At 68.0% G+C, this 20,666-nt stretch carries 25 protein-coding genes and 1 tRNA gene; 14 read left to right on the forward strand and 12 right to left on the reverse strand.

Annotated features, from left to right (window positions below; all coding sequences use genetic code 11):
• Nucleotides 1–18 precede the first annotated feature (18 nt).
• Nucleotides 19–1,275, forward strand: a complete 1,257-nt coding sequence (locus FBR43_RS10785) for an N-succinylarginine dihydrolase (protein WP_136943136.1) — start codon at nucleotides 19–21, stop codon at nucleotides 1,273–1,275.
• A 66-nt stretch (nucleotides 1,276–1,341) separates the two neighbouring features.
• Nucleotides 1,342–1,560, forward strand: coding sequence for a hypothetical protein (locus tag FBR43_RS10790; protein ID WP_136944162.1), 219 nt, complete (start codon nucleotides 1,342–1,344; stop codon nucleotides 1,558–1,560).
• Nucleotides 1,561–1,572: 12 nt separating this feature from the next.
• Here FBR43_RS10790 and FBR43_RS10795 read toward each other — a convergent pair whose 3' ends face one another.
• From FBR43_RS10795 to FBR43_RS10820, 6 genes are read right to left on the reverse strand one after another with little or no spacing between them, the layout of a single operon-like run.
• A complete protein-coding gene (locus FBR43_RS10795; protein ID WP_169542577.1) occupies nucleotides 1,573–2,940 on the reverse strand; it encodes an MFS transporter in 1,368 nt (455 codons plus the stop codon).
• Complete coding sequence (locus tag FBR43_RS10800) at nucleotides 2,930–3,442, reverse strand: gluconokinase (protein ID WP_136943138.1); 513 nt, start codon at nucleotides 3,440–3,442, stop codon at nucleotides 2,930–2,932. Before FBR43_RS10800 ends, FBR43_RS10795 begins: the two co-directional genes overlap by 11 nt.
• Nucleotides 3,439–4,320 carry an NAD(P)-dependent oxidoreductase gene (locus FBR43_RS10805; RefSeq protein WP_136943139.1) on the reverse strand — a complete coding sequence of 294 codons (882 nt, stop codon included), beginning with the start codon at nucleotides 4,318–4,320 and terminating at the stop codon, nucleotides 3,439–3,441. The genes FBR43_RS10800 and FBR43_RS10805 overlap by 4 nt, the downstream gene beginning before the upstream one ends.
• Nucleotide 4,321: 1 nt before the next feature.
• Entirely contained in the window at nucleotides 4,322–5,443 is a 1,122-nt protein-coding gene (locus FBR43_RS10810; RefSeq protein WP_249276549.1) for a LacI family DNA-binding transcriptional regulator, read from the reverse strand.
• Nucleotides 5,443–5,778 (reverse strand): hypothetical protein, encoded by a 336-nt coding sequence (locus FBR43_RS10815; protein WP_136943140.1) that lies wholly within the window; start codon nucleotides 5,776–5,778, stop codon nucleotides 5,443–5,445. Before FBR43_RS10815 ends, FBR43_RS10810 begins: the two co-directional genes overlap by 1 nt.
• Nucleotides 5,775–6,830 (reverse strand): L-idonate 5-dehydrogenase, encoded by a 1,056-nt coding sequence (locus FBR43_RS10820; RefSeq protein WP_136943141.1) that lies wholly within the window; start codon nucleotides 6,828–6,830, stop codon nucleotides 5,775–5,777. The genes FBR43_RS10815 and FBR43_RS10820 overlap by 4 nt, the downstream gene beginning before the upstream one ends.
• Nucleotides 6,831–6,958: 128 nt before the next feature.
• Here FBR43_RS10820 and FBR43_RS10825 point away from each other — a divergent pair, with 128 nt between their 5' ends.
• Genes FBR43_RS10825 through FBR43_RS10835 form a run of 3 tightly spaced genes read left to right on the forward strand, consistent with a single transcriptional unit; the run spans nucleotide 6,959 to nucleotide 9,415 of the window.
• Nucleotides 6,959–7,720, forward strand: coding sequence for an SDR family oxidoreductase (locus tag FBR43_RS10825; protein WP_136943142.1), 762 nt, complete (start codon nucleotides 6,959–6,961; stop codon nucleotides 7,718–7,720).
• A 7-nt stretch (nucleotides 7,721–7,727) separates the two neighbouring features.
• On the forward strand, nucleotides 7,728–8,666 hold the full coding sequence (locus FBR43_RS10830) for a 2-hydroxyacid dehydrogenase (protein WP_136943143.1): 939 nt from the start codon (nucleotides 7,728–7,730) through the stop codon (nucleotides 8,664–8,666).
• On the forward strand, nucleotides 8,663–9,415 hold the full coding sequence (locus FBR43_RS10835) for an SDR family oxidoreductase (RefSeq protein ID WP_136943144.1): 753 nt from the start codon (nucleotides 8,663–8,665) through the stop codon (nucleotides 9,413–9,415). Before FBR43_RS10830 ends, FBR43_RS10835 begins: the two co-directional genes overlap by 4 nt.
• 33 nt (nucleotides 9,416–9,448) lie before the next feature.
• Here FBR43_RS10835 and FBR43_RS10840 read toward each other — a convergent pair whose 3' ends face one another.
• The 5 genes from FBR43_RS10840 to FBR43_RS10860 are packed head-to-tail and all read right to left on the reverse strand — an operon-like array spanning nucleotide 9,449 to nucleotide 12,891.
• Entirely contained in the window at nucleotides 9,449–11,251 is a 1,803-nt protein-coding gene (locus tag FBR43_RS10840) for an acyl-CoA dehydrogenase C-terminal domain-containing protein (protein ID WP_136943145.1), read from the reverse strand.
• A 16-nt stretch (nucleotides 11,252–11,267) separates the two neighbouring features.
• Complete coding sequence (locus tag FBR43_RS10845) at nucleotides 11,268–11,699, reverse strand: MerR family transcriptional regulator (RefSeq protein WP_136943146.1); 432 nt, start codon at nucleotides 11,697–11,699, stop codon at nucleotides 11,268–11,270.
• A gap of 33 nt (nucleotides 11,700–11,732) precedes the next feature.
• On the reverse strand, nucleotides 11,733–12,242 hold the full coding sequence (locus FBR43_RS10850; protein ID WP_136943147.1) for a hypothetical protein: 510 nt from the start codon (nucleotides 12,240–12,242) through the stop codon (nucleotides 11,733–11,735).
• Complete coding sequence (gene hisI, locus FBR43_RS10855) at nucleotides 12,239–12,601, reverse strand: phosphoribosyl-AMP cyclohydrolase (RefSeq protein WP_136943148.1); 363 nt, start codon at nucleotides 12,599–12,601, stop codon at nucleotides 12,239–12,241. The genes FBR43_RS10850 and hisI overlap by 4 nt, the downstream gene beginning before the upstream one ends.
• A gap of 38 nt (nucleotides 12,602–12,639) precedes the next feature.
• Nucleotides 12,640–12,891 carry a DUF7218 family protein gene (locus FBR43_RS10860; protein WP_136943149.1) on the reverse strand — a complete coding sequence of 84 codons (252 nt, stop codon included), beginning with the start codon at nucleotides 12,889–12,891 and terminating at the stop codon, nucleotides 12,640–12,642.
• A gap of 130 nt (nucleotides 12,892–13,021) precedes the next feature.
• Here FBR43_RS10860 and purF point away from each other — a divergent pair, with 130 nt between their 5' ends.
• From purF to FBR43_RS10885, 5 genes are all read left to right on the forward strand, one after another.
• Entirely contained in the window at nucleotides 13,022–14,479 is a 1,458-nt protein-coding gene (purF, locus tag FBR43_RS10865) for an amidophosphoribosyltransferase (protein WP_136944164.1), read from the forward strand.
• Nucleotides 14,480–14,577: 98 nt separating this feature from the next.
• Entirely contained in the window at nucleotides 14,578–15,303 is a 726-nt protein-coding gene (locus FBR43_RS10870) for an SDR family NAD(P)-dependent oxidoreductase (protein WP_136943150.1), read from the forward strand.
• Nucleotide 15,304: 1 nt separating this feature from the next.
• Nucleotides 15,305–16,423, forward strand: a complete 1,119-nt coding sequence (gene wecB / locus FBR43_RS10875; RefSeq protein WP_136943151.1) for a non-hydrolyzing UDP-N-acetylglucosamine 2-epimerase — start codon at nucleotides 15,305–15,307, stop codon at nucleotides 16,421–16,423.
• A gap of 35 nt (nucleotides 16,424–16,458) precedes the next feature.
• A tRNA-Leu gene (locus FBR43_RS10880) sits at nucleotides 16,459–16,547 on the forward strand.
• Between the two features lie 45 nt (nucleotides 16,548–16,592).
• The gene (locus FBR43_RS10885) at nucleotides 16,593–17,525 is read left to right on the forward strand and encodes a TraB/GumN family protein (RefSeq protein WP_136943152.1); all 933 of its coding nucleotides are present in this window, start codon (nucleotides 16,593–16,595) and stop codon (nucleotides 17,523–17,525) included.
• Nucleotides 17,526–17,566: 41 nt separating this feature from the next.
• On the opposite strand, the gene FBR43_RS10890 is transcribed toward FBR43_RS10885, so the two are convergent.
• The gene (locus tag FBR43_RS10890; RefSeq protein WP_136943153.1) at nucleotides 17,567–18,232 is read right to left on the reverse strand and encodes an RBBP9/YdeN family alpha/beta hydrolase; all 666 of its coding nucleotides are present in this window, start codon (nucleotides 18,230–18,232) and stop codon (nucleotides 17,567–17,569) included.
• A gap of 182 nt (nucleotides 18,233–18,414) precedes the next feature.
• Between FBR43_RS10890 and FBR43_RS10895 the strand changes: the two genes are divergently transcribed.
• The 4 genes from FBR43_RS10895 (at nucleotide 18,415) to FBR43_RS10910 (ending at nucleotide 20,658) form a co-directional block, all read left to right on the forward strand.
• Nucleotides 18,415–19,164 (forward strand): TlyA family RNA methyltransferase, encoded by a 750-nt coding sequence (locus tag FBR43_RS10895; protein WP_136944165.1) that lies wholly within the window; start codon nucleotides 18,415–18,417, stop codon nucleotides 19,162–19,164.
• Between the two features lie 32 nt (nucleotides 19,165–19,196).
• The gene (locus FBR43_RS10900; protein WP_136943154.1) at nucleotides 19,197–19,751 is read left to right on the forward strand and encodes a TspO/MBR family protein; all 555 of its coding nucleotides are present in this window, start codon (nucleotides 19,197–19,199) and stop codon (nucleotides 19,749–19,751) included.
• A gap of 24 nt (nucleotides 19,752–19,775) precedes the next feature.
• Nucleotides 19,776–20,045 (forward strand): accessory factor UbiK family protein, encoded by a 270-nt coding sequence (locus tag FBR43_RS10905; protein ID WP_136943155.1) that lies wholly within the window; start codon nucleotides 19,776–19,778, stop codon nucleotides 20,043–20,045.
• Between the two features lie 109 nt (nucleotides 20,046–20,154).
• Complete coding sequence (locus FBR43_RS10910) at nucleotides 20,155–20,658, forward strand: type III secretion system chaperone family protein (RefSeq protein ID WP_136943156.1); 504 nt, start codon at nucleotides 20,155–20,157, stop codon at nucleotides 20,656–20,658.
• Nucleotides 20,659–20,666 lie beyond the last annotated feature (8 nt).

The raw sequence follows: 20,666 nt of genomic DNA on the forward strand, positions 1-20,666 counted from the left end.
CACGGCGGAGAGCGGCCCATGCTGCGCGAGATCAATTTCGACGGGATCATCGGCCCGAGCCACAATTATGCCGGGCTGAGCCACGGCAATCTCGCCGCGACGCGCAGCGCTGGCGCCCCCTCGCACCCGCGCGCGGCGGCGTTGCAGGGGGTGGCGAAGATGCGCGCCAATCTGGCGCTGGGGCTCACGCAGGGCATCCTGCTGCCGCACCCGCGCCCCGACCATCGCTGGCTGGCGAGCCTCGCCACCGATCTCGCGCACGCGCCGCGTTACCTTCAGGCGCAGGCGCTGTCGGCATCGGCGATGTGGGCGGCCAATGCCGCCACCGTCTCGCCCGCGCCCGATACCGGCGACGGGCGCTGCCACCTGACCGTCGCCAACCTCGTGACGATGCCGCATCGCAGCCACGAATGGCCCGCGACGCTCGCGCAGTTGCGGCTCGCCTTCGCCGATGCGGCATTCGCGGTGCACCCGCCCGTCCCCGCCCCGTTCGGCGACGAAGGCGCGGCCAACCACATGCGACTGTGCCCCGCGCATGGCGAGGCAGGCGTCGAGATATTCGTCTATGGCGTGTCGGGCGGCGGGTTTCCCGCGCGCCAGCACCGCGACGCGAGCCTCGCGGTGGCGCGGCGCCACGGCCTCGATCCCGCGCGCACCTTGTTCGTCGAGCAGGCCGAAGCGGCGATCGCTGCGGGGGCGTTCCACAACGATGTCGTGGCGGTCGCCAACGAGCAGGTGCTGTTCGCGCACGAACAGGCATTCGCCGATCGCGACGGCCTGTATTCCGATCTGCGGCGGCTGCTACCCGCGGTCGAGATCGTCGAGGTGCCCGCCGCACGCGTAGGCCTGGGCGACGCGATCGCCTCCTATCTGTTCAACGCACAGCTCGTGACGCTACCCGATGGGGGCGGCATGGCGCTTATCCTGCCCGGCGAGGCGCGCGCGACGCCGGCGGTATGGGAATGGCTTCAGGAAATGGCGGCAGGCAACGGCCCCATCCGCCGGCTCGACGTGGTCGATGTGCGCGAATCGATGGCGAATGGCGGCGGCCCCGCCTGCCTGCGGCTGCGCGTGGTCGCCGACCCCGCCACCATCGATCCGCGCTTCCTCGTCGATGCCGCGCGGCTCGATGCCATCGAGGCGGTGGTCGAGGCACACTGGCCCGAGGCGATCGCGCATGACGCGATCGGCGAACCGGCGCTGGTGGCAACGGTCGAGGCGGCACGGCGTGCGCTGCTGGAGGCGCTCGGGCTTGTCGAATTAATTGACAGTTAACCCTGCCGATGCGGCCGGATGGCACGCAAATCCGCCGCTGGCACGCGATTTGCTGCCGTTTCGGACATGTTGTCGCGTATCGCTCCGCTGTTCCGCATCAAGACCAAGTTTGAGGCCTATCTGGTGATCTATGGCCTCGGCCTTGGCGCGACCGATCGCGGCGTGCATTATCTCGAGCAATATCCGGGCGTCGGCGGCTGGCTGCTCTTCGCCGCCTGCCCGATCGCGGTGTTCATGGCCGGCGGCAGCATTCTCGAAGCCGTCGAGCGTGCACGCGACGAATAGCGCCGCGCCCCCTCAGGCCTCGCGCTCGCTCTCGATCTGGCGCAGCCGCAGCGCGCGATAGGGTGCCAGCGCCAGCAGCAGCAGCACGCACATGATGGGCGCGGCGCACCCCACGACGATCGACAGCGAATAGCGGATGTCGGTGGGCGCGGTGAACACATGGTCGGTCATGAACCCGATCACCACCGGGCCGATGCCGATGCCCACCAGCGAGATCACCATGATGTAGAGCGCCGTCACCTGCGCGCGCGCGCGATTGGGCAGGATCAGCTGGAGCGCGGTGCCCGCGCACGGCACGGGCATGCAGCCAAGGAACATGGCAGGGGCGATCAGCGCCATCGCCAGCCGCCCGTCGGGCATCAGCGGCGCCAGCGCGCCGAACGCGCCCGCTGCAAGGAACCCGAACGCGGCGACGCGCAGCTGCGCATCGACATGGCCCGCGCGCGTCAGCCGGTCGCTCAGCCAGCCGGCGAAATAGGTGCCGCCGGTGCCGAAGATCATCATGATGAGGCCGAAGCCCAGCCCCACCTCGGCCGGGTTCCAGCCATAGACGCGCGCGAACAGCGCGGGTGTCCACACGTTGAACGCGAAGTTGAACACCGTCACCATCGAGAAGCCCGCGAACATCAGGCTGAGCGCATGGCCACGCTCGCGCACGATCCGCACGACGGCGCCGATCGAGAGTGGCTGCTTGCCGCCCGGCCCGCGCCGCTCGGGCTCGCGCATCATCAGCAGCACGGGCGCCAGCAACAGCCCCGGCGCGCCGACGATCAGGAACGCCGCCTGCCACGGCTGGAGCGCGAACGGCAGGCCACCGCCCGCATCGGCCTCGGTCAGCGCCTGCAACAGGCTGCCGCCGGCGATGAAGGCCAGCCCGATGCCGAAGGGCGCGCTCAGGAAGAACACGCTCACCGCGCGGCCCAGGCGCTCGGGTGGGAACAGGTCGCTCAGCAGCGACAGCCCGCTCGGCGTCACGCTCGCCTCGCCGATGCCGACGCCGACGCGCGTCGCGAACAGCTCGTTAAAGCTGCGTGCCAGCCCCGATGCCATTGAGGCGAGGCTGAAGAACAGCATCGAGATGCCGAGCACCAGCCGTCGCTCGAACCGGTCGGCGGCACGCCCCAGCGGCACGCTGCCGAGCGTATAGAAGATGCCGAACGCCACGCCCTGCAACAAGGCGAAGCGCGTATCGTCGAGCCCGAACTGCGCCTTCACCGGCTCGACGGTGAGGTTCATCACCACGCGATCGAACTGCGAGACGATCGACGCGAGCGACAGCAGGATCGCCACCATCCACGCGCGCCGGCGGTGTGGCCACGGCGTGGCTGCGGGTGTGGCGCGGGCGGGCGCGGTCACGCCGCTATCGGCTTCAGGCGGCATAGGAACCCCTTGTCCAAGAACGCGCGCGCAGTACTGCGGCAACCTGCGCCGCGACGGAAAGATCGCCATCGACGGTCACGGCATCCTCGTCGCTGCCCGGCAGCTCGAGCGTGGCGAGCTGGCTGTTGAGCAACGAGGCGGGCATGAAGTGATCGGACCGCTGCTCCATGCGGGCGGCAAGCGTTTGGCGCGTCACCGTCGGCAGGACGAACACCACCTCCCCCGCCCGCGCGCGGACGAGATCGCGATAGCTGCGCTTGAGCGCCGAACACGCCGCCACCGCGCCCGCCGGTGCCGCGCGCAGCGCATCGGCGACGTTGCACAGGAAGGGATGCCGCGCCGCATCGTCGAGCGCGATGCCCGCCGCCATTCGCGCGACATTCTCGGGCGGGTGCAGCAAGTCGCCCTCGATGAAGGTCCAGCCGAGCGCATCGGCCAACCCCTGCGCCAGCGTCGACTTGCCGCAGCCGCTCACCCCCATCACGACGATGCGGCCGCTCATGCCGCCGGCTCGCGCGCGAGATCGAACAGCCGCACATATTCGGCGCTGTCGGCACCGCCTAGCCCGCCGGCGACGAGCATCCGGTGCAGGTCGGCGATCAGCCCGGTCACCGGCATCGCCACGCGCGCGGCATGTGCCGATGCCTGCACCGTCTCGAGGTCCTTGAGCATGTTGTCGATGCGGCCGGTTGGCGAGAAGTCGCGCGCCGCCATCTTGCCCATGAACTCCTGGAGGATGCGCGAATCGGCACGCCCCCCGGCGAGCGCGGCGGGAATGCGCGTGGCATCGACGCCATGCGCCTCGGCGAAGCGCACCGCCTCGGCGACGGCGAGGAACCCCGCCGCGCACAGGATCTGATTGACGAGCTTCACCGTCTGTCCCGCGCCCGATCCGCCCAGATGCGTGATGTTGGCCGCCAGCCGGTCGAGCACCGCGCGGGCGCGCGCCACATCGCCGTCGCCGCCGCCGACCATCAGCGTCAGCCGCCCCTCGGCCGCCGCCGGCGCGCCGCCCGACAGCGGCGCATCGACCCAGCCCATGCCCGTCTCGTCCGCCAGTCGCGCCGCCATCGCGGCAGTCCGCCCGGCATCGATGCTCGACATGTCGATCAGCAGTCGCGCGGGACTGCCGCTCTCCGAGACGCCCCCCGCGCCGAACACTGCCTGCTCGACGATATCTGCGGTGTTGAGGCTGGCGACGACATAGTCCGCCTCGCCCGCTGCGGCGGCGGCGCTGGCCGCAATCGTCGCCCCGCGCGCGGCGAGCGGCGCGCAGGCATCGGCGTTGCGATCGTACAGCCACAGCTCGGCGCCGGTATCGAGCAGGCGCCCGGAGATCGCCGATCCCATCACGCCCACGCCGATCACCGCCACGCGCATGTCAGCGCCCCCTGATCGAGGCGCGCTCGATCACGCGCAGCCCGACATCGATCATCCGCGCCTCGGCATCGCCGCCATCGGCGAGCAGCTCGCGCAGCATCTCGCCGGTGCGCAGCCCCAGCGCGCGGAAATCGGCATGGATGGTAGTGAGCGCGGGATTGATCTCGCGCCCGATCTCGAAATCGCCGAACCCCATGATCGATATGTCGTCGGGCACACGCACGCCCATGCGCTGGCACTCCATCACCGCACCCACCGCCGATAGGTCGGACACCGCGAACACCGCCTCGACCGCAGGATCGCGCTCGACGAGCGCGCGGATGGCGCCCGCGCCGTGGTGGAAGCTGACGGGCGCGGTGCCGTGCCGCATCACCATGGCGGTCGACATGCGCGACAGGCGCAGTTCGTCCTCGAACCCGCGCATCCGCTCCTCGCCGCGATGATCGGTCACTTCGCCCTCGGGCGAGGCGGCGATCGCGCCGATGCGCGTGAAACCCGCGTCGATCAGATAGCGCGCCGCGGTGCGACCTACCTGATAGTTCGAAAAGCCGATGGCGTGCTCGATCGGCTGGCTCGGCAGATCGGCGATCTCGACTACCGGGATATCCGCCGCGAGCAACATGCGCGAGGCGTTGCGGCGGTGCACCGCGCCGGTCAGCACCAGCGCCTCGGGCCGACGCGCGAGCAGGTTGCGCAGCTGGCGCTCCTCCTCGGCCATGTCGTAATCGGTATAGGCGATAAGGAGGTGGTAATCGGCCTCGCGCAGCGCCTCGGTCAGCCCGTGCGCGACGGCGGCGAAATTGGCGTTGGTGAGCGTCGGCAGCATCAGCGCGATGAAGCCCGTGCGCCGGCTCGAAAGGCTGCCGGCGGCGCGATCGGGCACATAGCCCAGATCGGCGATCGCCTTGTGCACCTTCTCGCGCGTGGCGGGCAGCACCAGCTCGGGATCGCTCAGCACGCGCGAAACGGTCATGCGCGAGACGCCGGCGAGCCGCGATACGTCGCGGATCGTCGGGCGCTGCGTGGCGCGGCGGCCGGGGGTCGCAGCGCGCGGCTGCACCTTCGGCGTATCGGTCATCTGGTCGGCGCTCCCGGCATGGTCGATGGCTGCCCCTATCGGCATCACCGGCCATCCTCCACCGCATTGGCCGCGCTGACAACGTGGTAGAAGCGCCCCTCGAACATCTCGAGCAACTCGAGCGTCACCGCGCGTGCGGCGTCGCGCTGCGGCGAGGTGATCGCCTCCTCGAGCGCCTCGATCGAGGGATAGTCGATCTGCTGGATGAGCGCGATCGGCGGCGCATCGGCATCGGTCTGCTCGGTGCGATACCAGCGTACCGCCAGGGCGTGCGGGAATTGTGCCCATAGCGGCGCCAGCCGATCGGCGATCTCGGAGAAGAAGCGCGTCTCGCAGCCGGGCTTCACATGGCCCTCGAAAATCGCGGTGCGCGTAATCACAATGCGGCCTCGTTCACTACCAGATGCAGCTTGACCACGCGCGAGCGGTCGCCGGCATTCTCGAACGCCTCGACCGCACGCTCGAGCGGATAGGTGCCCGAGAGCACCGGCGACACGTCGATCGCGCCCGACACGATCAGGTCGACCGCGAGGCCGAACTCGCCATTGGCCCTGAACGCGCCGACCAGTTCGATCTCGCGCGCCTGCAGCACGTTGATCGGCACCTGCGCGGTGCCCGGCGGCAGCATCCCCACCTGCACGATCCGCCCGCCGCGCCGCAGCACCGGGAACAGCGAGAGCAGCGCCGATTGCGTGCCCGAAGCCTCGAACGCGACATCGAAATAGCCCGCGGGCCCGGCATAGTAGGAAAGCGCATCGGGATGCGTTGCGACGTTTATCGTGCGCGTGGCGCCGATGCGATCGGACGCGACCGCGAGCGCCGCATCCTCGACATCGGTGCACACCACCTCGCGCGCCCCGGCGTACAAGGCAGCACGCGCCGTGAGCAGCCCGATCGGCCCCGATCCGGTGACGAGCACGCGCTTGCCCATCAGCGGCCCTGCCTGCGCCACGGCATGCAGCCCCACCGACAGCGGCTCGGCGACCGACAGCGCGAGCAGATCGGTATCGGCGGGCACGGGAATGATCTGGTCCTGCCGCAGCACCAGATGCTGCGCGAAGCCCCCCTGCACATGCGGAAAGCGTCCTGCACTGCCGAGGAAGAGCATGTCGGTGCACAGGTTCATCCGGCCGGCGCGGCAATAGTCGCAGACGAGGCAGGGCCGGCTCGGGTCGAGCGCAGCGCGCATGCCCGGCTCCAGATGCGTGACCGCCGCGCCCGTCTCTACCACCACGCCCGAAATCTCATGGCCAAGCGTCAGCGGCTCGCGGATCGCGAAATCGCCGACCGAGCCGCGATGGAAATAATGCATGTCGGAGCCGCAGATGCCACCATAGGCGACCGCGACACGCACCTGATCGGCAGCCAGCGGCTGCTCGGCCACGGCCTCGACGCGCAGATCCTTCCTGCCATGACAAATCGCTGCCAGCATCCATCCTCTCCTTGATGGGACCGATATCATCGTAACTGGTGTTCGGCAATGGTAGCTAGATGCTTCATCCAAAACCTTGCCATGTGACCGTTCACCAGCTATCGCGGCGTTCGAACAGGGAGAGGGACATGGCGTCATTCCGGCTCGACGGCCGCACCGCGCTGGTGACGGGTTCGTCGCGCGGCATCGGCCTCGCGATCGCCGAGGCATTGGGTGCCGCAGGCGCGCGCATCATCCTCAACGGACGGTCGACCGCAGCGCTCGATCGCGCCGCCGCGAGCCTGAGCGACAAGGACATCGCCGTTTCGACGAGCATGTTCGACGTCACCGATGCCGCCGCCGCGCGCGACGCGATCGACGCCATCGAGCGCGAGCAGGGCGCGATCGACATCCTCGTCAACAACGCCGGCATCCAGCGCCGCGCCCCGCTCGACCAGTTCGACGATGCCGACTGGCGCGATCTGATGGCGACCAATCTCGACAGCGTCTATTTCGTCAGCAAGGCAGTCGCGCCGCACATGATTGGGCGAAAGCGCGGCAAGATCATCAACATCGGCAGCGTGCAGTGCGAGCTCGCCCGCCCCGGCATCGCCCCCTACACCGCCAGCAAGGGCGCGGTGAAAAACCTCACCAAGGGCATGTGTGCCGATTGGGCGCGCCACGGCATCCAGATCAACGCGATCGGCCCCGGCTATTTCGATACGCCGCTCAACAAGGCGCTCGTCGAAGATGCCGTGTTCGACGAATGGTTGCGAAAGCGCACGCCCGCGGGGCGCTGGGGCAAGCTCGAGGAACTGCACGGCGTCGCGGTGTTCCTCGCCTCCCCCGCATCCGATTTCGTCAATGGCCAGACCATCTATGTCGATGGCGGCATCCTCTCGGTTCTCTGAGGTACGCATGACCGTCGCGCTGCAACTCTGCCCCCTGTCCGACGCGCTCGAGGCGCAGCTTGCCGAGCGGCTCGAAATCGTGCGCTGGTTCGATCTGGACAAGGGCGCGCAACAGCGGTTGCTGGCCGATCGCGCGGCAGAAATCGGTGTCGTCGTCACCGGCGGGCATCTGGGCTGCGACAATGCGCTTGTCGACGCGCTGCCCGCGCTCGGCCTGATCGCGATCAACGGCGTGGGATTCGACAAGGTCGATCTGGCACATGCCGCTGAGCGCCGCGTCGCCGTCAGCAACACGCCCGACGTGCTGACCGACGACGTGGCCGATCTGGCGGTGGGCCTCGTCATCGGCCTGCTGCGCAACCTCCACGGCGCCGACCGCTTCGTGCGCGCCGGGGAGTGGAGCGCCGGCAACCTTGCATTGGCGCGCAAGGTGAGCGGCAGGCGGTTCGGCATCGTCGGGCTGGGGCGGATCGGCACCGCGATCGCCGAGCGGCTGCAGGCATTCGGCCCGGTCGCCTATACCGGCACCGCGCCCAAGGAGGTCGCCTGGCCCTTCCACGCCGATGCGCAGGCATTGGCGCGTGCGAGCGACGTGCTGGTGATCGCCTGCGCCGCGACGCCCGACACGCGCCACCTGATCGACGCGCACGTGCTCGATGCGCTTGGCGCCGACGGCTATCTCGTAAACGTCGCGCGCGGATCGGTAGTCGACGAGGCCGCGCTCGTCGCGGCGATCGAGCAAGGCCGGATCGCGGGCGCCGCGCTCGACGTGTTCGCCGACGAACCGCATGTGCCGCCGGCCCTCATCCAGAGCGACCGCACGCTGCTCGCACCGCATATTGCCAGCGCCACGCACGAGACGCGCGGCGCGATGGCCGATCTCGTGCTCGCAAACGTCGATGCATTCCTCGCCGGCGCCGCGCTGCCCACGCCGGTCAGGGCATGAGCGGCCGCATCGCGGTCATCACGGGTGCGGGCAGCGGCATCGGTCGCGCCGCCGCGCAGGCGCTGGCGAAGCGCGGCTATCGGCTGGCGCTGGCCGGGCGGCGCGCCGACTCGCTGGCCGAGACGGCCGCCACGCTCGAAGGCGGCGCCGCGCCGCATCTGTGCGTGCCCACCGACGTCACCGACGCCGCATCGGTCGCGCAGCTTTTCGCACGCACCGCCGAGCATTTCGGACGCATCGACATGCTGTTCAACAATGCCGGCGTCAACGTGGCCGACGGCGCGATCGACCGGCTCGCCGAAGCCGACTGGCGCCGCGTGATCGACACCAACCTGACGGGCGCATTCCTGTGCCTGCAGGCCGCCTTCCGCGCGATGAAGGCGCAGGAGCCGCAGGGCGGGCGCATCATCAACAATGGTTCGATCTCGGCGCACAGCCCGCGGCCCAACTCGATCGCCTATACCGCGAGCAAGCATGCGGTGACGGGGCTGACCAAATCGGCAGCGCTCGACGGGCGGCGCTACGGCATCGCCTGCTGCCAGATCGATATCGGCAATGCCGCGAGCGCCATGGCGCAGCCGATGCTGGCCGGCGTGCCGCAGGCCGATGGCAGCATCGCGCCCGAACCCGTGATCGACGTGGCACTGGTGGGCGAGGCGGTGGCCTATATCGACGCGCAGCCGCCCGGTGCCACGGTGCAGTTCATGACGCTGATGGCCAACGCCATGCCCTTCATCGGGCGCGGCTGAGCGGAGCGGCGGACCGCCGCCCCGCTTGCAGACTTACGCCGCCAGGAACATCTCAGGCTCAAGCGCCATCAGGCTTTCGGCGCCGCCTTCGATCTTGCGGCGCAGCGCCCCGGCATCGGGCAGGATGCGCTCGGCATAGAAGCGCGCGGTGACGCGCTTCGCCCCAAGGAACTTTGCGTCGCCATCGCCTGCCGCGAGAAGCGCGTTCGCCGCGCGCAGCGTGCGCAGCCACATCAGCCCGGTGGCAACGATGCCCATGATGTGCATGTAGCTGTGCGCGCCGGCGCCGACATGCTCGGGGTTCTTCATCGCGTTCTGCATGAACCACATCGTCGCCGCCTGAAGCTCGCCCAGCGCGCGCTCGAGCCGGGCGGCGAAATCGGCGCTCGCCTCATCCCGCTTGGCGTCGGCGATTTCCTCGCTCACCAGCTTGAAGAACGCCTGCACCGCACGACCGCCATTCTGCGCGAGCTTGCGGCCGACCAGGTCCATCGCCTGCACGCCGTTGGTGCCTTCATAGATCATCGCGATGCGCGCATCGCGGACATATTGCTCCATGCCCCATTCGGCGATGTAGCCATGGCCGCCATAGACCTGCTGCGCATTGGTCGCGACGTCATAGCCCTTGTCGGTGCCATAGCCCTTGATGACCGGCGTGAGCAGGCTGATGAGATCGTCGGCGAGCTGTCGCTGCTCCTCGGTCTCGGCCTTGTGCGCCAGATCGACCTGGAGCGCGCCCCACAGGCACAGTGCCCGCAGGCCTTCGGTGAGCGCCTTGGCCTCCATCAGCATGCGGCGCACATCGGGATGCACGAACAACGTGTCGGCCTTCTCGTTCGGCTCGGCCGGGCCGGTCAGCGCGCGGCCCTGGCGACGATCGCGCGCGTAATGGACGGCGTTCTGATAGGCGACTTCGGCGACGCCCAGACCCTGCAGGCCGACACCGAGACGCGCCGCGTTCATCATGATGAACATCGCGGCCAGCCCCTTGTTCTGCTCGCCGACGAGCCAGCCCTTGGCGCCGTCATAGTTCATCACGCAGGTTGAATTGCCGTGGATGCCCATTTTGTGCTCGATCGAGCCGCACGACACGGCATTGCGCTCGCCGAGCGAGCCGTCCTCATTGACGAGGAACTTTGGCACCACGAACAGGCTGATGCCCTTCACATTGTCGGGTGCGTCGGGCGTCTTGGCGAGCACCAAGTGGATGATGTTGCTCGTCAGGTCGTGCTCGCCCGACGAGATGAAGATCTTGGTACCGCTGATCGCGTAGCTGCCATCGTCCTGCGGCACCGCGCGCGACTTGATGAGGCCCAGATCGGTGCCGCAATGCGGCTCGGTCAGGTTCATCGTGCCGCCCCATTCGCCCGACACCATGCGCGGCACGTAGAGCGCCTTCTGCTCGTCCGATCCCTTGGCGAGCAGCGCGGCGATCGCACCATGCGTCAACCCGGGATACATGGCGAACGCCATGTTGGCCGAGATCATATACTCTTCGAACGCGGTCGAAACGGCATGCGGCATGCCCTGCCCGCCAAACTCCTCGGGGGCGCCGAGCGTCATCCAGCCGCTCTCGACCAGCCGGTCGTACGCCGCCTTGAAACCATCGGGCGTGGTGACGCTGCCGTCGGCGTGCCGCGTGCAGCCCTGCTGGTCGCCCGAAAGATTGAGCGGGAACAGCACTTCGGCGACGAACTTGCCGCCTTCCTCGAGCACCGCCGTCACCATGTCGGGCGTTGCGTTGGCGAAGCCGGGCAGATTGGCGTGCGCATTGAGGCCGATGACATGATCGAGCACGAAGCGCGTGTCGCGGACGGGGGGCGTGTAGCTGGGCATGATAGTCCTCTCGAACTCAGTTGGGCTTGGCCGGCTCGCCATCGACGATCGCGAGGAACTCGCGGATCTCTGCGATGGCGGCGTCGATATCGTGCTTCTGCGCTTCCAGCGTCGCGATTCGCGCGCGGCATTTCTCGATCGTCACCTGCCGCTGGACGCGGCGGTCGTCGCCGACATCGTACAGATCGATCATCTCGCGAATCTCGCCGAGGCTGAAGCCCACACGCTTGCCGCGCAGAATCCACGCCAACCGCGCGCGATCACGATGCGAATAGACGCGCTGCAACCCGCGCCGCTCAGGCGCGATCAGCCCCTCGTCCTCGTAGAAGCGCAGCGCACGTGCGGTGACGCCGAACTCGGCGCACAGATCGGAAATCGAGAAGGCGTGGCGATCGAGACGCGCCTCGATCGGCGCAAGTGTCGCGGCGAAGGGTTCTGCGTGCGGCATGGTCGCTACGCATACCCTACGCTTACGTAAACGTCAACCTGCTGTCTGGCACATCGTCCCGCCTCGCGTATCGCGCATCGCCACTGCCTCGCTCGCCGAATCGGACAGGCGCTCGCCCGTCAGCGCCGCGAACGACGCGCGTCCCGAGCATAATGCGCGACACGCTTCGGGAACGGTTGCGGGAAACGTGATGCGATCGCCGTCGAAGCGTGCGGTAAAGCTGCACCCGCCGCCAAAGGCCACGGCAAGCGCCGTGCCGCCATCCTCGCGCGCCACCGTCCCGCGCCCGGTGCACGCGATATCGTCACCATAATCGACGAGCGCGCCGATTCGCGCCTCGCTCGCCGTTTCGACGATGCAGATGCGATCGGCGTCGCGCGCATACACCCCGGTCAACCCGCGGTCGGCAGGATCACGGACAAGCCCGCGTTCGATGGCGGCGCGCTCGAGCCCGGGCGCGCCGCCCTGCCCCTGCGTGGCCGGCTGATCCGAGCATCCAGCAAATGCCGCGACCGCCGCCAGCGCCGACCAACATCGCCTCACTCGATCGGTTCCAATCCATCATGGCCAATGCGGCGATAGAAGCAGCTGCGCGCCCCGGTATGACAGGCCGGACCGGCCGGTTGGCAACGCAGCCACACCGCATCCTGATCGCAATCGATGCGCATCTCGATCACGCGCATCACATGACCCGAGCTTTCGCCCTTCTTCCACAAGCGCGCACGGCTCCGCGACCAGAAGGTCGCCTCGCCGCTCGCCTGCGTGGCGGCGAGCGCATCTTCGTTCATGTGCGCGACCATCAGCACCTCGCCCGATTCGGCGTGGGTGACGACGGCGGTTATCAGGCCGTTGGCGTCGAAGCGCGGATCGAGCGTGCGGCCGGTTTCGCGGATATCGTCCATCGCGCGCTTCTATCCGCGATGCTTGGGGCGACCAAGTGTCACCGATGGTTGCGGATCGCCTCGACCAGTTCGTCCTTGGTCATGTCCGAGCGGCCCTCGATGCCGATCTCCTTCGCCTGATCGTACAGCTCATCCCGAGTGCGATCCTCGAGCGGCGTCGAATCGTGGTCGATCGTGCCCGCCGCCTTAGCGTTGGCGATTCGCGCGGCCTTCTCCTTCGACATGCCTTCGTCGCGCAAATCCCCGTACAGCTTGTCGTCCTTGATCGACGATCCGTGGCCCTTCGCCATCCGACTCTCCTTCGTTGCCGCCGCAGCAACGCGCGGGTTTCACGCGCGGTTCAGCCGATGATGACAAAAGGGCGACAAAGCCGCGCGGCCTGCCTATATGGCCAACGTCTGCAACGAGACATCGGGCCGCATGCTGACCACCAATCCGTTCGACGACGACAAGCTGCGCGAAGAGTGCGGCGTATTCGGGGTATCGGGTGCCGAAGGCGCCGCGGCGCTCGTGGCGCTGGGGCTGCACGCGCTCCAGCATCGCGGGCAGGAAGCCGCCGGCATCTCGAGCTTCGATGGCACCGAGTTCCACAGCTACCGCGCGATGGGGCACGTGGCGGGCAATTTCGATCGCGACGAGATCATCCGCGGCCTCGCGGGCGAGGTGGCGTGTGGCCATGTGCGCTATTCGACCACGGGCGAGACGGCGCTGCGCAACGTACAGCCGCTGTTCGCCGACCTGTCGAGCGGCGGCTTCGCGGTGGCGCACAACGGCAACATCTCGAACGCGCTCAGGCTCAAGCGCGACCTCGTACGGCGCGGATCGATCTTCCAGTCGACCAGCGATACCGAGGTCATCATCCATCTGGTGGCGACGTCGAGCTATCGCTCGCTGCTCGATCGCTTCATCGATGCGCTGAAGCAGGTCGAAGGCGCCTATTCGCTGATCGTGATGACGCCCGAAGGCATGATCGCCTGCCGCGATCCGCTGGGCATTCGGCCGCTGGTGATGGGCAAGCTCGGCGATGCCGTGATCTTCGCATCCGAAACGGTGGCGCTCGACGTGGTTGGGGCGGAATTCGTGCGCGCCGTCGACCCGGGCGAGCTGGTGATCGTGCAGGGCACCGAGACGCGATCGATCCGGCCCTTCGCGTCGGTGGCGCCGCGGCCGTGCATCTTCGAATATGTCTATTTCTCGCGCCCCGATTCGATCGCCGACGACCGGTCGGTATACTCGGTGCGCAAGGCGATCGGCGCGCAGCTGGCGATCGAGCATCCCGTCGAGGCCGATCTGGTGATCCCCGTGCCCGATTCGGGTACGCCAGCGGCGATCGGCTATGCACAGCAATCGGGCATTCCGTTCGAGCTCGGCATCATCCGCTCGCATTATGTCGGGCGCACCTTCATCCAGCCGGGCGACAAGGTCCGGCATCTGGGCGTGAAGCTGAAGCACAATGCCAATCGCGGACTGATCGAGGGCAAGCGCGTGGTGCTGATCGACGATTCGATCGTGCGCGGCACAACAAGCCTCAAGATCGTGCAGATGATGCGTGAGGCGGGCGCCGCCGAAGTGCACATGCGCATCGCCAGCCCGCCGACTCGGCACAGCTGCTTCTATGGCGTCGATACGCCCGAACGCGCCAAGCTGCTCGCCGCAAAGCTCGACCTGGGTGGGATGACCGACTTCATCCATGCCGACAGCCTCGGCTTCGTTTCGATCGACGGGCTCTACAAGGCGCTCGGCGAGGCAGAGCGCGCCGCCATCCGCCCCGGCTATTGCGACGCCTGCTTCACCGGCGACTATCCGACGAGCCTGACCGATCAGGACGAGCTCGCCCCCGTCGAGCAATTCTCGATGCTCGAGGAACGGGTGGGCTGAGGACCAATCGCAACCCGTTCGTGCTGAGAACTTCTTATCATTCTTTTGCGACAGACTGAGGGCTGGCGGGATCGGCGCGAGCAGCGAAAAGGGGGATCATGACTGACACGCCGACCACAGACCGGCCGCTTTCGGGCCAGCTGGCGCTCGTTACCGGCGCGTCGCGCGGCATCGGTGCGGCGACCGCGTTCGCACTCGCCGAGGCCGGCGCGCATGTCGTGCTGACCGCGCGCACTACCGGCGGGCTGGAAGAAGTCGAGGAGCGCATTCACGCCGCCGGCGGCAGCGCCACCATCGCGCCGATGGACCTGACGCAGCCCGACAGCGTGGCGCGCCTTGCGACCGCGATCGGCGAACGCTGGCAGGCGCTCGACATTCTCGTGCTCAATGCCGGCATGCTCGGCAGCCTCGCCGCAGTGCCCGCGATCGACATGAAGGAAAGCGCCAAGGTCTTCACGCTCAACGTGACGGCGCAGGCAGCGATGCTCGCTTCGTTCGACCCGATGCTGCGCCGCGCCGAAGCCGCGCGGATCATCGGCCTCACCTCGAGCGTCGCGCGCAGCCCGCGTGCCTATTGGGGCATTTACGGCGCATCGAAAGCGGCGTTCGAGACATTGCTGGAAAGCTATGGCGAGGAGCTGCGCAACCTAACGCAGGCGCGCGTCGCGATCGTCGATCCGGGCGCCACGCGCACCAAGATGCGCGAGCGCGCCTATCCGGGCGAAGACCCGCAGACGGTGAAGCCGCCCGAGACCGTCGCCGCGCGTATCGCCGCGCTTGCGATCGAGGGCTTCGGCGTCAATCATCTCGAGCGGGTGGGCTGAGATGGGCGACGGCCCGATCCTCGTCGTGTTCGGCACGCGGCCTGAGGCGATCAAGCTCTACCCGCTCATCCACGCGCTGCGCGATGCGGGCACCAACCTGCGCGTGGTGGTGAGCGCGCAGCATCGCGAGATGCTCGATCAGGTGCTGGCGATCGCGCGGATCGTGCCCAACCATGACCTCGACCTGATGCTGCCCGACCAGAGCCTCGACCAGCTATCGGCGCGGCTGCTGACCGAACTCGGCCGCGTCTACGATGCCGAGCGCCCGTCGCGCGTCATCGTGCAGGGCGACACCGCCACCGCGATGATCGGCGCGCTGGCGGCCTATTATCGCAAGGTACCCGTCGCGCATGTCGAGGCGGGGCTGCGATCGGGGAATATTCACCATCCCTGGCCCGAGGAAGTGAACCGCAAGATCGTCGGCGCCATCGCCGACCAGCATTTCGCGCCCACCGACACCGCGCGTGACGCGTTGCTGCGCGAGAATGTGCCCGCCGATCGCATCTGGGTGACGGGCAACACGGTGATCGACGCGCTGCACGCCACCATTGCGCGCATCGACGCCGAACCGGCGCTGGCAGCCGGCATCGCGCCGCTGCTGGCACGGCTTGAAGGAAAGCGCATCGTCGCCGTCACCACGCACCGGCGCGAGAATTTCGGGGCAGGGCTCGAGGCGATGGCCCATGCCGTGCGCGACATTGCCGGGCGGCCCGACGTGGCGGTGGTGTTTCCGGTGCATCCCAACCCCAATGTGCGCGAACCGATGCAACGCATCCTCGCCGATACGCCTGACGCGCACCTGATCGATCCGCTCGACTATCCCAATTTCGTCGCGCTTCTGCGTGGTTGCGAGCTGGTGCTGACCGATTCGGGCGGGGTGCAGGAGGAAGCGCCCGCGCTCGGCAAGCCGGTGCTGGTGATGCGCGAGACGACCGAGCGGCCCGAAGGCGTGACCGCCGGCACCGCGCGGCTGGTGGGCAATGACCGCGCCACGATCGTCGCCGCCACCGCCGCGCTGCTCGACGACGCCGAGGCCTATGGCGCAATGGCACGCGCGCACAATCCGTTCGGCGACGGGCAAGCCTGTGCGCGGATCGTCGATGTGATGCTGCGCGGTTGAAGCTTCACGCGCAGCAAGTCTATTTCGGCCAATATGCGGGCGTGGCGGAACTGGTAGACGCACCGGACTTAAAATCCGTTGGGCCGAACGGCTCGTGGGGGTTCGATTCCCCCCGCCCGCACCACGAAGCACGCCGGCTGTCCGCCGGCCGACAGGAGCATTCGACGCTATGAGCATGATCTTGCGGATCGGTACGGGGCTGGCACTCGCGCTCGCATTTCCCGCAGCGGCCCCCGCGCAGCAGCAAAGCGCCGCTCCTGCGCCTGCGCCCGCCCCAGCCCCGGTGCAGCAATCCGAATCGGATCCCGCATTGTGGGTAGTCAAGGACGCCGACACGACGATCTATCTGTTCGGCACGATCCATGTGCTGAAGCCCGGCCTGTCGTGGTTCGACGATGCCGTGCGCACGGCGTTCGACGCCAGCGACGAGGTCGTGCTCGAAATGGTGACGCCCGACGATGCGGCGATGCAGAAGCTGATCCTCGCCACTGCAGTCAACGCCAGCGGCCCGTCGCTTCCTGACAAGCTCCCTGCCGACAAGCGCGAAACATATGTCCAGGCGCTGCGCGGCGTCGATCTGCCCGCCAACGCCTTCGATCGCGTCGATCCGTGGTTCGCGGCGACCAACCTGTCGCTGCTGCCGCTGATGAAGCTGGGCTACAACCCCGCCGAGGGCGTGGAAATGAAGTTCACCGCCGCCGCCAAGGCAGGCGGCAAACCGATCACGGGCCTCGAGACCGCCGAAGAGCAGATCGGCATCCTCGACGGACTGCCCGAACCGGCACAGATCGGCATGCTGCTCAGCACCATCGACCAGCTCGACGAGACGCAGACGATGATCGAGAACATGGTCGGCGCGTGGAGCGCGGGCGATCCTGATCGCCTTGCCGCGGTGATGAACGAGGGCATGCGCGACACGCCCGAGGTGTCGAAGGCCCTGCTCGCCGATCGCAACGCGCGCTGGGCGACGTGGATCGAACAACGCATGCGCCAGCCCGGCACCGTTTTCGTGGCGGTGGGCGCGGGGCATCTGGCGGGTGCTGACAGCGTGCAGACGATGCTTGCCGCACGGCAGATCGCTGTCGAGCGGATCGCGTACTGACAGCCGAAAAGGCGCCGCCCGGATGATCCGGGCGGCCTGATCTATTGCTTCAGATAATGCGCCTGTGCGGCATCGGTCGCGCTCACTGCCAGCACCGCGCGCGCATCGCCTGCCGATCGCGGCGCGCGCCCGCCCGATACCGCGATCACGCGGTCGAGCAGCGCCTGCCCTTCGGCCCACCAGCCGATGCCGCTGGCGGCGTTGAGATGGCCCTGCGCGCCGGCATCGACGAAATGGCTGCCCCAAGCATCGGCGAGGTTGCGCGCCGAAGCGAGTTCGATCCACGGATCGTCGCTACTGGCCACCACGATCGAGGGGAAGGGCAGCAGCTTGCGCGGGCTCGGCGCGAACGCGGCGAGATCGGGATGCGCATCGGCGCGATCGACATCGGCCGGCGCTACGAGCAGTGCGCCCGCTACTGGCCAGCCATAAGGCTGCGGCGAAAGCTCGGCCCACCAGGCGACTGCAAGGCAGCCAAGACTATGCGCCGCCAGCACCACCGGCGCGCGTGCCGCGCGGATTGCCTGATCGAGCTTGGTGATCCAGCTGTTGCGATGCGGCGTGTTCCACATTCCCAGTTCGACCCGATGCGTGTCGGGCCGTGCCTCCTCCCAAAGGCTCTGCCAGTGCGACGGGCCCGACCCGCCGAGGCCAGGTATGGTGAGAACGACGGGATCGATGGTGTCACGTTCGGAAAGGCTGGTCATCGGACAAGCTCCTCGACATGAGGGTGGCGGAAGCGCCGGCCGGGCCGCTCTAGGGTACGGTGGCCGAGTGCTTCCGCCGGAGACAGGATTTAATTCCTATCGTTTTGATAGGCAATAGGCTGGCGACGAAAGGATATCTGCGTGCGGCGAAAGCAGGGGTGCTGACGGTGGCGCGCACCAAGATGCGGATCGACCAGCTGCTGGTCGATCGCGGCCACGCCGAAAGTCGCGCGCGCGCGCAGGCGCTTGTGATGGCGGGGCTGGTTTCGATCGGCGACCGGCGCGTCGACAAGCCCGGCCAGCAGGTCGCTTCCGATGTCGCCCTGCATGTGCGCGGGCGCGATCATCCCTGGGTTTCGCGCGGCGGCATCAAGCTGGCACATGCGCTTGAGCATTTCGAATGGCGCGTAGATGGCGCGGTCGCGATCGACGTGGGCTCATCGACCGGGGGCTTTGCCGATGTGCTGCTCCAGAACGGCGCCGCGCGCGTCTATGCCGTCGACTCGGGTACCAACCAGCTCGCCTGGAAGCTGCGGCAGGACCCGCGCGTCATCGTGCACGAGCAGACGAGTGCGCGGATCCTGACCGCGGCGCATATTCCCGAGACCGTCGATCTGATCGTCTGCGACGCCAGCTTCATCGGGCTTGCCAAGGTGCTCGAGCGGCCGCTTTCGTTCGCACAAGCGGGCGCGCGGCTGGTCGCACTCATCAAGCCGCAGTTCGAGGCCGGGCGCGACGATGTGGGCAAGGGCGGCGTGGTTCGCGACCCTGCGGTGCACGAACGCGTTTGCGGCGAAGTACGCGACTGGCTCGAGGCGAGCGGTTGGGGCGTCGCGGGCATCGTGCCGAGCCCGATCACCGGCCCCGAAGGCAATATCGAGTTCCTGATCGCCGCCACGCGCATCATTGCCAGCGAGACGTCAGCCGCCTAGGGCGCACCCAACCATCGTCAAGAAGAGGGCGCATGCGCGAAATCGCCTCGAGAAGCCAGTTGCGCTGGTCGTTCCTGCGCTATGCGATCGTCACCGTGCCGCTGGTGGTGCTGCTCGGCAGCTTCGCCGGCAGGCTCGCGCCGACCGGTGCCGACAATGGCTGGTACATGATGCTCGCCAAGCCGAGCTGGGAGCCACCGGGCTGGGCGTTCGGCGTCGCCTGGACGCTCCTCTACGCGCTGATGGGACTCGCGCTGGCGATGATCCTGCATGCACGCAGCGCGCGTTGGCGTGGCCTGGCGGTCACGCTGTTTGTGGTGCAGCTGATCGCCAACCTCGCCTGGTCGCCGCTGTTCTTCGGCCTGCGCATGGTGAGCTTCGCGCCGATCCACATCGCGATCATCTTCGTGCTCGCGCTGGCCACCACCTTCGCGTTCGCGCGCGTACGGCCGCTCGCTGCCTGGCTGCTCGTCCCCTATCTGGCGTGGCTGTGCTTCGCCGGGCTCCTCGCTTGGGAGATTGACCGGCTGAACCCCGATGGCGAGACGCTTGTCCCGACGGGGGCCAGCACCCAGATAGAGCTTTGACCTGATTGCCGGAAAGAATGTGAGATGCAGACCGAAAACCGCCTGTTCGACGATCTGGCGAAGTTCCTGAACGGCGCTGCCGGCACGCTGGCGGGCATGGGACGCGAGGCCGAGGGCGCCGCGCGCGAGCGTGCGCGCGAATGGATCGGTGGGCTCGATTTCGTCGCGCGCGACGAGTTCGATGCAGTGAAGACGATGGCGGCCGCGGCACGCGACGAGAACGAGGCGCTGAAGGCGCGCATCGCCGCGCTCGAAGCCAAGCTTGCCGCGGGCGGGAGCCAGCCGAGCTCTTGATCGCACCCTTCGTTATCCACCGATTTCGCGATGCCCCGCACGACGCGGGGTTGCGCTCGCACGTGCTGCACGGCACCATCGCAGCGATGCAGACCGCCGGAAACCGCTGATGCTCGACGAAGCCGAGTTCGACCGCGAGGACGCGGCGCCCATCGACATGCTCGAACGCTATTTCGCCGCGCATGGCTGGAGCCACGAGCGCGAGGACGACGAGATCGTCGCCAAGGTGAAGGGCAGCTGGACCGAATATGAGCTGCGCGCGATCTGGCGCGAGGAAGACGGCGTGCTACAGTTCCTCGCCTTCCCCGACGTGCGCGTGGCCGACGAGCGGCGCGTATCGATCTACGAAGCGATCGGGCTGGTCAACGAGCAGCTCTGGCTCGGCCATTTCGAGCTCTGGTCGTCGAGCGGCATACTGCTCTATCGCCACGCCGCGATGATCGAGGGCGAGGACGGCGGCAACCTGACGCTCGAACAGGCCGAATTGCTGGTGGAAACCGCGATCGACGAATGCGAGCGCTTCTACCCGGTGTTCCAGTTCGTGCTGTGGGGCGGCAAGACCCCCACCGAGGCGATCGCCGCCGCGCTGATCGAGACGCAGGGCGAGGCGTGACGCCGCGC

Origin of the sequence: Sphingomonas baiyangensis, assembly GCF_005144715.1 — a bacterium.
Classification (GTDB): Bacteria; Pseudomonadota; Alphaproteobacteria; order Sphingomonadales; family Sphingomonadaceae; genus Sphingomonas; species Sphingomonas baiyangensis.